The 14,565-nt window shown below is 35.0% G+C and carries 11 protein-coding genes; 8 read left to right on the top strand and 3 right to left on the bottom strand.

Annotated features, from left to right (window positions below):
- The first annotated feature begins 53 nt into the window (after window positions 1–53).
- Both DFQ02_RS04430 and mgrA read left to right on the top strand, forming a co-directional pair.
- Complete coding sequence (locus tag DFQ02_RS04430; protein ID WP_116039792.1) at window positions 54–2,357, top strand: S9 family peptidase; 2,304 nt, start codon at window positions 54–56, stop codon at window positions 2,355–2,357.
- A 99-nt stretch (window positions 2,358–2,456) separates the two neighbouring features.
- On the top strand, window positions 2,457–3,470 hold the full coding sequence (mgrA, locus tag DFQ02_RS04425; RefSeq protein WP_116039791.1) for an L-glyceraldehyde 3-phosphate reductase: 1,014 nt from the start codon (window positions 2,457–2,459) through the stop codon (window positions 3,468–3,470).
- Here mgrA and DFQ02_RS04420 read toward each other — a convergent pair.
- On the bottom strand, window positions 3,467–4,156 hold the full coding sequence (locus DFQ02_RS04420) for a hypothetical protein (protein WP_116039790.1): 690 nt from the start codon (window positions 4,154–4,156) through the stop codon (window positions 3,467–3,469). The genes mgrA and DFQ02_RS04420 overlap by 4 nt on opposite strands.
- Before the next feature lie 642 nt (window positions 4,157–4,798).
- On the opposite strand from DFQ02_RS04420, the gene DFQ02_RS04415 reads away from it, so the two are divergent.
- The gene (locus DFQ02_RS04415; RefSeq protein ID WP_116039789.1) at window positions 4,799–5,359 is read left to right on the top strand and encodes an ExbD/TolR family protein; all 561 of its coding nucleotides are present in this window, start codon (window positions 4,799–4,801) and stop codon (window positions 5,357–5,359) included.
- A gap of 162 nt (window positions 5,360–5,521) precedes the next feature.
- Here DFQ02_RS04415 and DFQ02_RS04410 read toward each other — a convergent pair whose 3' ends face one another.
- Window positions 5,522–7,525 carry an alpha-ketoacid dehydrogenase subunit alpha/beta gene (locus DFQ02_RS04410; RefSeq protein ID WP_116039788.1) on the bottom strand — a complete coding sequence of 668 codons (2,004 nt, stop codon included), beginning with the start codon at window positions 7,523–7,525 and terminating at the stop codon, window positions 5,522–5,524.
- Window positions 7,526–7,659: 134 nt separating this feature from the next.
- Here DFQ02_RS04410 and DFQ02_RS04405 point away from each other — a divergent pair, with 134 nt between their 5' ends.
- From DFQ02_RS04405 to DFQ02_RS04385, 5 genes are all read left to right on the top strand, one after another.
- Window positions 7,660–8,610 (top strand): isopenicillin N synthase family dioxygenase, encoded by a 951-nt coding sequence (locus DFQ02_RS04405; protein WP_116039787.1) that lies wholly within the window; start codon window positions 7,660–7,662, stop codon window positions 8,608–8,610.
- A gap of 80 nt (window positions 8,611–8,690) precedes the next feature.
- Complete coding sequence (locus tag DFQ02_RS04400; RefSeq protein ID WP_116039786.1) at window positions 8,691–9,023, top strand: translation initiation factor; 333 nt, start codon at window positions 8,691–8,693, stop codon at window positions 9,021–9,023.
- A 2-nt stretch (window positions 9,024–9,025) separates the two neighbouring features.
- On the top strand, window positions 9,026–9,967 hold the full coding sequence (locus tag DFQ02_RS04395) for a DUF1835 domain-containing protein (protein ID WP_116039785.1): 942 nt from the start codon (window positions 9,026–9,028) through the stop codon (window positions 9,965–9,967).
- Window positions 9,957–10,832, top strand: a complete 876-nt coding sequence (locus DFQ02_RS04390) for a nucleoside phosphorylase (protein WP_116039784.1) — start codon at window positions 9,957–9,959, stop codon at window positions 10,830–10,832. Before DFQ02_RS04395 ends, DFQ02_RS04390 begins: the two co-directional genes overlap by 11 nt.
- Window positions 10,832–11,686, top strand: coding sequence for a substrate-binding domain-containing protein (locus tag DFQ02_RS04385; RefSeq protein ID WP_116039783.1), 855 nt, complete (start codon window positions 10,832–10,834; stop codon window positions 11,684–11,686). The genes DFQ02_RS04390 and DFQ02_RS04385 overlap by 1 nt, the downstream gene beginning before the upstream one ends.
- A gap of 54 nt (window positions 11,687–11,740) precedes the next feature.
- Here DFQ02_RS04385 and DFQ02_RS15150 read toward each other — a convergent pair.
- Window positions 11,741–14,565 (bottom strand): T9SS type A sorting domain-containing protein (locus DFQ02_RS15150; RefSeq protein ID WP_181896352.1); only part of this gene is annotated, 2,825 nt, incomplete at its 5' end.

Below are 14,565 nucleotides of genomic sequence, written 5' to 3'. Positions count from 1 at the left end.
ATGTGTTTTTGAATGACTAAAAACACGTTTAATTATCAATTTTAATCTAAAAAATGAGTACAATTTCAAAATTAGGCACAGTAGTTATTCTTTTCATTATTTTAACTACACAAATACAAGCCCAAGACATCACAGGATCGTGGAAAGGAAATTTATCGGTACAAGGAACCGAATTACCATTAGTTTTTGATATTAAAAGTAGTGATGAAGGTTTTACTTCTACCATGGATAGTCCTGCGCAAGGCGCCATGGGTATTCCAATGGATGAAACTACGTTTACCAATGATACCTTAACTATAAAGTTCATAAAAGCGGGAGTCAAATATATTGCAACTTTGAATGAATCTACTCTGAGTGGTACTTTTTATCAAGGAGATATGGAACTCCCTTTGACACTTGAAAAAACTGAAAAAACACTACCGGGTGACCCTTCCCTACCTACCTCAGATGCCGAGCTAGAAAAATTGGCAAATTGGAATCCTACTAATTACAAATACACCGTAAAAGATTATTTCGCAAGACCAAAAGCAAGTTCCTTTAATTTATCACCCAACGGAGATTATATGTCATATAGAGAAAAGGACGAAAATGCTAAAAATCACGTCTACGTAAAGAATCTAAAAACCGGAGAGGTTTTAAGAGTGATTGAAGAAAAAGAGGAACTTATCAGAGGCTTTGGTTGGGCAAACAATGCTAGGTTAGTTTATATAATGGATAAGGGAGGAAATGAGGACTATCATTTATTTGCGGTAAACTTAGATGGTACCAATCAAAAAGAACTAACACCATTTGATGGTGTTAAGGTTAATATCTTAAACGGGTTAAAAGATGATAAGGACCATATGATTATTTCAATGAATCAGAACAACCCTCAAATTTTTGAGCCCTATAAAATTAATATTGTAACTGGCGAAGTTGAACAATTATATAAAAATGAAGATGCTTCGAATCCAATTAATAGTTATGTATTCGATAAAGATGGAAATTTACGTGGATTTGTTAAAATGAGAAACGGCGTTCATATGGATTTTTATTACAGTGAAGACGGTGAAAATTTTGATTTAAAGAAGGAGTTATCCTGGAAAGATAGTTTTAGTATTGCATCCTTCAATTATGCATCCGATAACCCTCATGAAGCATATGTAGTCTCCAATCTTGAAACAGATAAAACACAAATTTTCTTATATGATTTAAAAGAAGATAAAGTCATAAAAATGCTTTATTCAAATGACGATTATGATATCTCAGGACTTGGTATTTCAAGGCACAGAAATTATGAACTAGACTATTTTTCATATGAAGGCGAAAAAAGAGTTATTGTGCCAGTAAGTGATTATGCTAAAAAAATGCATAAAAAATTAACTGATAAATTCCCTGGTTATAATATTTCAATAGCTGATATTACTGATGATGAAAGCAAATACTTGTTTTTTATTCAAAGTGATAAGTTATATGGTACCTATTATTCTTATGATACTGCAAAAGATGAATTTGAACTTCTATATAATTTAATGCCAAATCTTGTAGAAGATGACATGGCAGAAATGCGCCCAATTACATTTAAGAGTAGAGATGGATTAACCATACATGGCTACATTACATTACCCAAAGAGGCATTGGAAGGTAAAAAAGTTCCTGTAATAGTTAATCCCCATGGAGGCCCGCAGGGAATTAGAGATTCTTGGAGCTTTAATCCAGAGGCTCAACTATTTGCAAGCAGAGGTTACGCTACACTACAGGTTAATTTTAGAATTTCAGGTGGGTATGGTAGAGAGTTCCTAGAATCAGGTTTCAAGCAAATTGGAAGAAAAGCTATGGATGATGTTGAAGATGGACTTCAATACGTTATTGATCAAGGCTGGGTAGATAGAGACAATGCAGCTATTTATGGAGGAAGCCATGGAGGCTATGCTGTATTAAGAGGTTTAACAAAAACTCCAGATTTATATGCATGTGGTGTTGATTATGTTGGGGTGTCAAATATTTTCACCTTCTTTGATTCGTTTCCAGAATATTGGAAGCCATACACAAAAATAGTAAAGGAAATCTGGTACGATTCTGATATTCCCGAAGAAAAAGCTATTATGGAGGAAGTATCTCCGGTATTTCATGTAGACAAGATTAAAAAGCCTCTATTTGTTGTTCAAGGCGCTAATGACCCAAGAGTAAATATTGATGAATCAGATCAAATTGTAAGTGCACTAAGAACTAAGGGAGTAGACGTACCCTATATGGTGAGATATGATGAAGGACATGGTTTTGGAAAAGAAGAAAACCGTATTGCCTTATATGAAGCTATGATGGGCTTTTATGCAAAGCATTTAAATAAAAAACCCGTAACACCTTTAAAAGATTAATATATCTAATTTAATATTGAAAAGCCTTTAGATGCATTCTAAAGGCTTTTTTATTTTATTACAAAACTAATTTATACTTTTACTTAATATAAACAAGTTATGGAAATCAACGATAAATCTGAAGTGACAGAATACAAACCATCACAAAAGCGTTATGAGTCAATGATCTATAATCGTACTGGGAAAAGCGGAGTTCTTTTGCCCGCAATTTCTTTAGGGTTATGGCATAACTTCGGATTTGTAGACAATCTTCAAAATGGTAGAGATATCATTCGTTGTGCCTTCGATTTGGGAATTACACATTTTGATTTAGCAAACAATTATGGACCACCTTATGGCTCTGCAGAAAAAAATTTCGGAATTATTTTAAAGGAAGATTTTAAAAATTATAGAGACGAACTTTTTATTGCCACCAAAGCTGGTTATGATATGTGGCCGGGACCTTATGGTAATTTTGGGTCTAGAAAATACTTGATGGCTAGTATAGACCAAAGTTTAAAGCGTATGAGATTAGATTATGTTGATGTCTTTTACCATCATAGACCAGACACTAAGACCCCTTTAGAAGAGACTATGGTAGCTTTGGCAGATATTGTACGGCAAGGAAAAGCTTTGTATGTGGGTATTTCAAACTATAAATTAGAAGAAACCCAACAGGCAGCATCTCTTCTTAAAGAGTTGAACGTTCCTTTTATTTTGCATCAAGCTCGATACTCTATGTTTGACTGTTGGGTGGAAGACGGACTTCTAGATACTTTAGAAAAAAATGGTGTAGGATGTATTGCATTTTCGCCATTAGCACAAGGTATGCTTACCGATAAGTACTTAAATGGTATTCCCAATGATTCTAGAGCCGCAAAAAGTTTATCTTACTTAAATACTGATACAGTTTATAGTAATATTGAAAAGATTAGAAAATTAAATGTTATGGCAAAAGAACGCAATCAAAAGTTATCTCAAATGGCTATAGCATGGATATTAAGACAACCTGCTGTCGCCTCTGTGCTCTTGGGAGCAAGTTCGGCAAATCAATTAAAAGAAAATGTGAAGGCTTTAAACAACCTAGAATTCTCTAACGAAGAATTAAAACTAATTGATGCAATAGTCTCTTAATTTGGATCTTTAATGATATTTACCGTCCCCTTCACATTAACAGAAAGCGCCCACATATCGGCGGCAACAATATTATTATTTTCATCAACCACTCTAAAGTGAGCGGTATTGGGTAGTGCATAGCCTTCATTTAAAGCTAAAAATTCAATTTTATTTACACCTTCCCTAAGTTTAATTGTAAAACCTCTAAAGGTATTAACTAAACCAACTCTATATTCAACAATTTCATCATTGACTGAGACCCTAATTAAATCGCCATCCTCTAAACCATAATCTCTGTAAAGCACCTGAACGGTTTTTGATTTTGTTCGGTGATTACCAAAAAACACATCTACTTTACTGCCTTTAGAACCTAGTTCTAACTTATCAGTAATAGAATTTTGGTGTTTCTTTAGCCTATCGGCATATAGTTCACCGGGGTCTCCAAAATCTTCACCAAACATAGAGAACTCCTTTTTAGGCATAGAAAGATTTGGAGTTGGCTTTGGTGTGGTAATACCACCAAAGTTACCTATATTACCTAAAGATTTTACAGGCGTTGTTGGTGAAGCATCTAAGGTATCCTTGTCATTTTCTATAGCAGGAATAGATACATTTTTCTTCTTTGAATCTATTTGTGCCTGGATTGATACAGAGAGCGATAGAAAAATAAAAAAAATAATATGTGTTCTTATTTGTTGTGACATGATAACTTTTGGATGTTTCAAAGATATTTCATAATCTTTAAAAGCATAAAATTTTGTATTCTTTTTAACTCAAAAACTATTCCGTAACAGATAAAAGTCACCCAAAATATACACCTACCCTTCTTTTTTTGTTAAAATATGTTAAATTACTACTTTGCTATGCATAGTACTGTAACAAAATTAATAAATGGTCGTCTATCTAGTATAATCAATAAAAAAACGAATCATTATGAGAACTTTAAACAACAATCAAATTTCAGGAACCCTAAGTAACACTAAAACTTACACTTGGAACACAAAAAGACGTTACAGATAAGTAACGTCTTTTTACTAACTTTTATCAATCATCAATCAAAATGCGAACAGTACAAAACATATCAAATCGTTTAAATCAAATCACACAAGAAACTTTCTTGTCATCCAGAAGGTATATTAACTTTAAATCTTCAAACGGTATAGTGTGGAGTGGCTCAAAGCGCTATGCCCACTAAGATAACTTCCAGAACTAAAATGATTTGCATTGTCCTTCTTATGTAATCATTATAAAGATCCCTGTAAATCAATTTTTCTTATGGTATTGTTTTTGGTGAATGTACTCACATTAACCTGTCTGCCTAAAGGCAACATTTAAACTATAATTTTATGAGACATTCAAAATTCAGACCCGAAATTAATGCTGGGTCTATGGCAGATATTGCCTTTCTACTGCTTATTTTTTTCTTAGTAACAGCAACTATTTCAACAGAAGAAGGTATCAATAGAATGCTTCAAAAAGAATGCCCGCAGGGAGTAGATTGTACACCTCCTATTAACAAACGCAATATTTTAAAAGTAATGATTAACGACAAGGATCAAATTATGGTAGAAGGAAATACCATTATTAAACTTGAGGATTTAAAAGATATTGCCAAAGATTTTCTAGACAATAATGGTGATGGCTCTTGTAACTATTGCAATGGAAAAAAAGACATTACCTCTTCTGATAATCCCAAAGAAGCGGTGATATCGTTACAAAACTCAAAATTAACTAGCTATAGACAATATATTGCAGTTCAAAACGAACTCACAAGAGCATATTATGAGTTGAGAAAATCATACGCTAACAATATATTTCATAAGTCAGTTGACGATTTAACAAAAAAAGAGTTTAAACAAGTAAGGGAAGCATATCCCTTTATTTTATCGGAAGCAGAGACCAAGTAGCTCATATGCTCTATAAAACTGAGATGTTTTTCGAAAATCTTTTAAGAATCATTACTTTAGTAAATATGCTAATCTTAAAATGATTAAGCAATACATAAAACAAATATTATTATCATATTTACATTCATTTAACTTGCAAATATGGTAGTTTTAATAAAGCCATCAATAAGCTAATAAAGCCATTAATTCCGTTTCAAACCTAGCCTTTGGTAAATATTGATCTTCTAATGATTTAGCAAAAGGTATGGGGGTGTCTAAACTTGCAACTCGTTTTACGGGAGCATCTAAAAACTCAAAACAATTTTCAGTAATTAATGCTGAAATATCGCTTGCAATACCTCCAAAAAGAGAGTCTTCTTGAAGTACTATGGCTTTTCCAGTTTTCTTAACAGATGAAAAAATGGATGCCGTATCTAAAGGCTGAAGTGTTCTTAAATCAATAACATCTGCCGATATATTGGTATGCTTGCTTAAAGTTTCCAAAACCCAATGAACCCCTGCTCCATATGAAATAATTGTAACATCTTCTCCCGTTTGCAAAATAGATGCTTCTCCAAATGGTAATGTATAATAATCTGCTGGCACTTCCTGACTAATGCTTCTATACAATGCTTTATGTTCAAAAAACAACACAGGATTTGGGTCATTAATGGCAGTGATTAACAATCCTTTAGCATCAAAAGGGAATGCAGGATATACCACTTTCAATCCTGGCGTTTTGGTAAACCAAGCTTCATTGCTTTGTGAATGAAACGGCCCCGCACCAACATCGCCACCACAAGGCATTCGTAAAACAACGTGGGCGTTTTGTTTCCAGCGGTAATAAGATTTCGCTAAATAGTTAACCACCGGATTAAACCCAGAACTAATAAAGTCCGCAAATTGTAATTCTACAACCGCTTTCATACCTGCAATTGATAAGCCCATAGCGGTTTCAATGATGGCCGATTCACAAATAGGTGTATTACGAATACGTTCTTTTCCAAACTGTTCTACAAAGCCCTCGGTTATTTTAAATACCCCGCCATATTCTGCTATATCTTGCCCCATAATAATTAGGTCATCATAGCGCTCTAGGCTTTGTTTTAATCCTTCAGAAACAGCATCAACAAATCTTGTTTCTTTTAACATAGAATTACTCTTAACACTCTGATATTTAAACTCTTTAAAAACATCATTTAACTCACTAGTTTTATCACAAAGTATATGCTCTTCATGTATAGCGACATCTAAATGTTCGTTAATTTCAAGGTTGATTTCATTCTTAATATCAGTTTCAAAAACAGTATTAATAACCCCCGTTTCTATTAAAAATTTCTGATAATTTTCTACTGGGTCTTTTTGAGTCCATAAATCCAATAATTCTTGGGGTACATATTTAGTACCACTAGCCTCTTCATGTCCACGCACTCTGAATGTTTTAAACTCTAATAAAACAGGGTGTGGATTATTGCGAATACTTTCTGCTATTTCAGAAACTTTGGTGTAAACTTCTAAAATATTATTACCATCAATAATATGAGATTCCATACCATAACCTATACCCCTATCAGCAATATGAACGCAATTATACTGTTCATTGGTGGGAGTTGATAGTCCGTACCCATTATTTTCAACACAAAACATTACCGGTAACTGCCATATCGAAGCTACATTTAAAGCTTCGTGAAAATCACCTTCACTGCTCCCCCCCTCACCTGTGAAAACTGCTGTTACTTGTCTTTTATTCTTTAATTTACTTGCTAACGCTATTCCATCTGCAACGCCAAGTTGAGGTCCTAAATGTGAAATCATACCAACAATATGGTATTGCTGAGTCCCAAAATGAAACGACCTATCTCTGCCTTTTGTAAAACCCGACATTTTTCCTTGCCATTGTGCAAATAACCTGTATAATGGGATTTTTCGTGTGGTAAAAACTCCCAAATTTCTGTGCATTGGTAATATATACTCATCATCATTTAAGGCCATGGTTACTCCAACAGCAATAGCTTCCTGCCCTATTCCAGAAAACCACTTACTTACCTTTCCTTGCCGTAGTAGCAGCAACATCTTCTCCTCTATCAATCTGGGTTTCAGAATGTTTTTATACAACTGAATTAATGTTTCTTTTTCAAGATTTCCTGAAGAATACTGCAGCGGTTTTAAAGAAAAATCGTTGTTCATAAAATGAAAGTAATCAAATCAAAAGTACAGTATTTTTTTCGTTCTAAAACACATCGGATAACCAGAAAAACTAGAATTAAACTTAACATTGTTTTTGTATTTTTGTAATACTACTTTCAAAAACAAATAATCTTATGGATAGTATCCCTAGTGTTAATTTAAAAGATTTTCTCTCTGATGATCCTTCTAGAAAACAAAACTTTGTAGATGCTATAGGAAAGGCTTACGAGGAGATTGGTTTTGTGGCTTTAAAAGGTCATTTTTTAGACGATGCTTTAGTTAAAAAATTATATACCGAAGTTAAAAACTTTTTTAGCTTACCTGTTGAAACGAAGCAGAAATACGAAATTCCGGGAATTGGGGGACAAAGAGGTTATGTTTCTTTTGGAAAGGAAAGTGCTAAAGGCAAGAAAGAAGGGGATTTAAAAGAGTTTTGGCATTTTGGACAATATGTTGAAAATAACGATAAGCTAAAAGCCGAATACCCAGATAATGTGATTGTTGAAGAACTACCAGAATTTAACAAAGTTGGAAAAGAAGCTTATAGAATGCTTGAGAAAACGGCGAAATATGTATTACGAGCCTTAGCGCTTCATCTAGGTTTAGAAGAAACTTATTTTGACAAGTATATCCACAATGGAAATTCTATTTTAAGACCCATTCATTATCCACCAATTACAGTAGAGCCCAAAGAAGCAGTTAGAGCTGCAGCTCATGGCGATATTAATTTAATTACGCTTTTAATGGGTGCCCAAGGTAAAGGGCTACAGGTTCAAAACCACAAAGGCGATTGGATTGATGCTATTGCCCAACCCGATGAATTAATGATAAATGTTGGAGATATGCTATCTAGACACTCTAACAATAAACTAAAATCTACCATTCACCGAGTAGTGAACCCTCCAAAGGAGCTTTGGAGGACATCGCGTTACTCTATTCCTTTCTTTATGCATCCCATTAGTGATATGAAATTAAATGTACTTGAGAGTTGCGTGGATGAAAATAATCCCAAACAATTTGAAGATATAACAGCTGGAGCATTTTTAAACGAAAGATTAATTGAACTTGGGCTGATAAAGAATTAGACAATATATGGTCTTCAGTATTCAGTAAGACACCAACTGAGTACTGCTTACTAATAACTAGCAACTGAATACTAAAACAAATGGATTTACAAGATCAACTTAAAAACCTATTTCCAGATCATGTTTCTGAAAATCTTTCAGAAGACAATAAAGATAATAGTAATGGCTTATGGATTCAAGACGAGCCCATAATTTGTAAGTATGAAAAAAGAAAAGGGAAGCCAATCACTATTTTAGAAGGTTATACTGGGGCCGCAGAGGACTTTAAACAACTTGCCAAAGAATTAAAGACTAAACTAAGTGTGGGTGGTACTTTTAAAGGTGACAAAATCATTATTCAAGGCGATTATAGAGATAAAATAATGAATATCCTTATAAGCAAAGGTTTTAATGTAAAACGTGTAGGAGGTTAATCTTGAAAAAAAACCAATTACATATCACTAATGGCTCTGCATTAACTAATTATCTTAATGATACTGGTTATAGTGGAGATATCATTACTTGGCATGAAATGCTGTGTGAAGGACCAACACATGTGGATTTATTATCTGATGATTTTTTAAAAACTAGAGCCCATTTTTTTAGCGCATCTTATAATATTGAACTTGACATTGAAGCGTTTAAATCAGAAATAAGTAAACTAGATAATGTCGATGGTTATTCTGAAATTGTGCTTTGGTTTGAATACGATTTGTTTTGTCATATCAATCTTATTGCTGTTATTAGTCTTATTCAACAGAAGAGAATCAAACTACCTCTTTTTCTGGTTTGTAGTGGGAGGGTTAGCAGCAGTAAAAACCTTAAAGGACTTACAGAGCTTAGCACCGAGGAACTCGCTGTTCATTACACCCACAGAATTAAACTCAATAATGAAGACATAGAATTAGCAAAGACACTATGGCAAATTTATAACGGTAAAGACCATAACTTGTTTAAACCTTATATAGTTAAAAGTTCATCTTTTGACTATATGAGTAATTGTTTGAAAGCCCATTTAAAGCGCTTTCCAAACAGCAAAAGTGGCTTGAGTACCTTAGAAAAAAACATACTAGAAATTATTGACAGGAATACTATAAAATCTCAACACCACCTTTTAGGCTATGCTCTCAACTATCAAGGATTTTATGGTTTTGGAGACTTGCAATTAAACAGAATTATTAAACAACTGGCCATATTTTATACTGAAGACAAGAAAGGCATCAAGTTAAACAGAAAAGGACACGAAGCTTTATTAGGTCAACATAATTTCTCTACTGAAATAAATGACCAATCATTTTTTGGTGGTGTTAGAAAGCTAGACTTTCAATTTAACAAACAAGAAAATAAGCTCGTTAAAACAGTCATAAATGCCCATTAAAGAATCTGAATTGATTTTGAATCCTGATGGTAGTCTTTATCATCTAAGCTTAAAGCCTGAGCATATAGCCAATACCATTATTTTAGTTGGTGATCAAGATAGGGTTGAAAAAATCTCCAAACATTTTGATTCCATTGAGTTTAAGATTCATAAACGTGAGTTTAGAACACATACTGGTTTTTATAAAGGTAAACGTATATCGGTGCTTTCAACAGGAATAGGCCCTGATAATATTGATATTGTTTTAAATGAATTAGATGCGCTTGTTAATATTGATTTAGAAACCAGAAAACCAAAAGAAACTCTTCAAAGCCTCAATATTATTAGAGTTGGAACCTCTGGATCACTTCAAAAAGATATTCCAGTAGATTCTTTTGTGTTAAGTGAGTACGGATTGGATTTGAATGGTATGCTACACTTCTATCAAATAGACGCTATTAAAACCCCTGAAATTGAACAAGCATTTATTCAGCAAACTCATTGGAGCAAAGACAAAGCATCGCCTATTGTGGTTAAAAATAGCCTGTGGTTAGAAAAAAAACTAGAAAGCAATAAAACTTTTAAAGGTATGACAGCCACCGCGGCAGGATTTTATGGTCCACAGGGGCGTATTTTAAGATTACCCATTAAAAACCCTGATTTAAACCATAAAATGAATCACTTTAATTATCATGGTCTTCGGGTTACCAATATAGAAATGGAAACATCTGCTATTTATGGCTTAGCTAAACTTTTAGGACATCATGCTGTATCTCTTAATGCTATAATAGCCAATAGAGCTACCGGTAATTTTAGTAGAAATCCTTCAAAAACCATTGAAGATCTTATCACTTATACATTAAATAAAATTGTAGAAATAGATTGATGAAGCAAGTAAACATCGGTGGCGTTCCCGAGCATTTTAATTTAGCATGGTATCTAACTCTAAAAAATGGGGAGTATAAAGATAAGGACATTGATTTGAGGTGGCACGATTATTATGGTGGTACAGGAGCCATGTGCAAGGCGTTAAGAAATAAGGATATAGATATTGCTGTAATACTTACTGAAGGCATTATAAAAGATATTATTGCTGGAAACCCAAGTAAGATTGTACAAACCTTTGTGCAATCGCCACTTATTTGGGGTATTCACGTGGCTGCAAATTCTAATTATAATACCATTGAAGATATAAAAGGCACCAAAGCAGCTATTAGTAGATATGGTTCGGGCTCTCATTTAATGGCCTATATAAACGCTGAAAACAATAACTGGAATTTAGAAAAAGATTTAGATTTTGAAGTAATTAAAAATCTAGAAGGGGCTGTTGCAGGTTTAACAAAAGGCATTGCTGATTATTTTCTTTGGGAAAAGTTTACTACAAAACCCTTGGTAGATGATGGAACTTTCAGAAGTATTGGCAATTGCCCATCACCTTGGCCATGTTTTGTTATTGCGGTTAGAGAAGATTTTATTGAAAACGAAAAAGAAACTTTAAGAACTATTCTCAACATTATTAATAATACCACCATTGACTTTAAACATATCCCAAGTATTGATAAAACCATTGCTAATAGATATGAGCAACAATTAGAAGATGTTCAAGAATGGTTAAGTTTAACCGAGTGGTCGCAAGATATAATTGATGAAGACACTATTCTAAAGGTTCAAAAAGAACTTTTAAACCTTAATATCATTCCTGAAATTGTTGATTATGACCAACTTGTTTACAAACTTTAGATCATTAAAGTATTAAGTTTCCACACTATTGTAACCTATCTATATCTTAAATAATTAGTGCTTAATTATTTTTTTAATAGTATATACTTCAGAAGCATTTAATGAGATTTTGATAAAGTATACAGCTTCATCTAAATTTTGAAGATTTTTAATTAGAATTTGTCCTTTTCTATCTGAAACTACATCATGATTATGAACCATTCTACCATTGATATCAAATATTTTTATGTTTAAATTCTGAGTACTATACTTTGAATCTAAATCAATAATTACCTGATGACTGAATGGGTTAGGATAAATCTTTATATTATCTAATTCATCTACTTTTTCAGTAGTCAGCCCCTCACATGCATTCCCTACACCATTTCCATTGGAATCTGCTTGATCCACATTAGGGTGATTAGGACAATTATCACAACCATCGGGAATACCATCGGAATCGACATCAGCTGTATCGTCAAACCCTGAACATGTATCTTCAGAATCGCAGACGCCATCACCGTCGCTGTCATCATTCACATCATTCGGACAGTTGTCATTACAATCTGATACACCATCCCCATCGGAATCTATATCGGACACACCACAACCACAATCCCCAGGTTCGGTCTTGTTAACATCGTTCGGACAATTGTCATTACAATCTGATACACCATCGCCATCGGAATCTGTGTCTGCTACTCCACAACCACAATCCCCAGGTTCGGTCTTGTTGACATCGTTCGGACAGTTGTCATTACAATCTGATACACCATCGCCATCGGAATCTGTGTCTGCTACTCCACAACCACAATCCCCAGGTTCAGTCTTGTTGACATCGTTTGGACAGTTGTCATTACAATCTGATACACCATCGCCATCGGAATCTATATCGGACACTCCACAACCACAATCCCCAGGTTCGGTCTTGTTGACATCGTTTGGACAGTTGTCATTACAATCTGATACACCATCGCCATCGGAATCTATATCGGACACTCCACAACCACAATCCCCAGGTTCGGTCTTGTTGACATCGTTTGGACAGTTGTCATTACAATCTGATACACCATCGCCATCGGAATCTATATCGGACACTCCACAACCACAATCCCCAGGTTCAGTCTTGTTAACATCGTTCGGACAGTTGTCATTACAATCTGATACACCATCCCCATCGGAATCTATATCGGACACACCACAACCACAATCCCCAGGTTCAGTCTTGTTGACATCGTTCGGACAGTTGTCATTACAATCTGATACACCATCCCCATCGGAATCTATATCGGACACTCCACAACCACAATCCCCAGGTTCAGTCTTGTTAACATCGTTCGGACAGTTGTCATTACAATCTGATACACCATCGCCATCGGAATCTATATCGGACACTCCACAACCACAATCCCCAGGTTCAGTCTTGTTGACATCGTTCGGACAGTTGTCATTACAATCTGATACACCATCGCCATCGGAATCTATATCGGACACACCACAACCACAATCCCCAGGTTCAGTCTTGTTGACATCGTTCGGACAGTTGTCATTACAATCTGATACACCATCCCCATCGGAATCTATATCGGACACTCCACAACCACAATCCCCAGGTTCAGTCTTGTTGACATCGTTCGGACAGTTGTCATTACAATCTGATACACCATCGCCATCGGAATCTGTGTCTGCTACTCCACAACCACAATCCCCAGGTTCGGTCTTGTTGACATCGTTCGGACAGTTGTCGTTACAATCTAAAATACCATCACCATCGGAATCAGTATCCACTTCTCCCGGACAAATATCACAGCCATCAGGAACACCATCATTATCACTATCTTCATTATCATTAAAACCAGAACAAATATCACAAGCATCTGCAACCCCATCCCCATCACTATCTGTTGGATCACCAACACAATCATCACAACCATTAGGTATTCCATCGCCATCATTATCTTCTGCATCATTAAAACCTGGGCATAAATCATTACAATCTGGGGTGCCGTCACCATCAGCGTCCATATCTGATGTACCACAACCACAGTCACCAGGTTCAGTCTTGTTAACATCGTTTGGGCAGTTGTCGCTACTATTTGCAACATAATTATCAGGTTGATTACAAGATGTTATACTTGTATCAGGGTCTCCAGAACCATCACCGTCTAAATCCGCATACCAAATGGTTTGCCCAACGATACTAGAATCGTCATCATCAATGTCGCCATCACAATCATCATCTATACCATTGCATATTTCTGTAGCTCCAGGGTTTATAGACCCATTGGTATCATTACAATCTGTATTGTCTGAAACATAATTCGCCGGTTGCGTGTTTGATAAGGTTGAATTAGCATTGTCGCCATAACCATCACTATCCGAATCTAAATACCATGTCTTTATATCAGCGCCATCACAGTCTTCATCTATGCCATTATCTGGAATATCTGTAGCTCCTGGGTTTATAGAAGCAACACTATCATTACAGTCATCATTTGTGAGACTATAACCCGTTCCTGGGTCTGAACAAAAACTAGTTCCTGAATCATTCTCATCCCCATAACCATCCTCATCAATATCTATATAATAGGTAATAAAGGTTAAACCATCATCAGCACCATTAGCACAATCATCATCTATACCATTGCATATTTCTGTAGCTCCAGGGTTTATAGACCCATTGGCATCATTACAATCTGTATTGTCTGAAACGTAATTCGTAGGTTGGGTATTAGATAAGGTTGAATTAGCATTGTCGCCATAACCATCACTATCCGAATCTAAATACCATGTCTTTATATCAGCGCCATCGCAGTCTTCATCTATGCCATTATCTGGAATATCTGTAGCTCCTGGGTTTATAGAAGCAACACTATCATTACAGTCATCATTTGTGAGAT

The sequence above is a fragment of the Seonamhaeicola aphaedonensis genome (genome assembly GCF_003386195.1).
GTDB classification, from domain to species: domain Bacteria; phylum Bacteroidota; class Bacteroidia; order Flavobacteriales; family Flavobacteriaceae; genus Seonamhaeicola; species Seonamhaeicola aphaedonensis.
The sequence above is the reverse complement of the archived record's forward strand: the minus strand, read 5'-3'. Positions and strand labels throughout refer to the sequence as shown.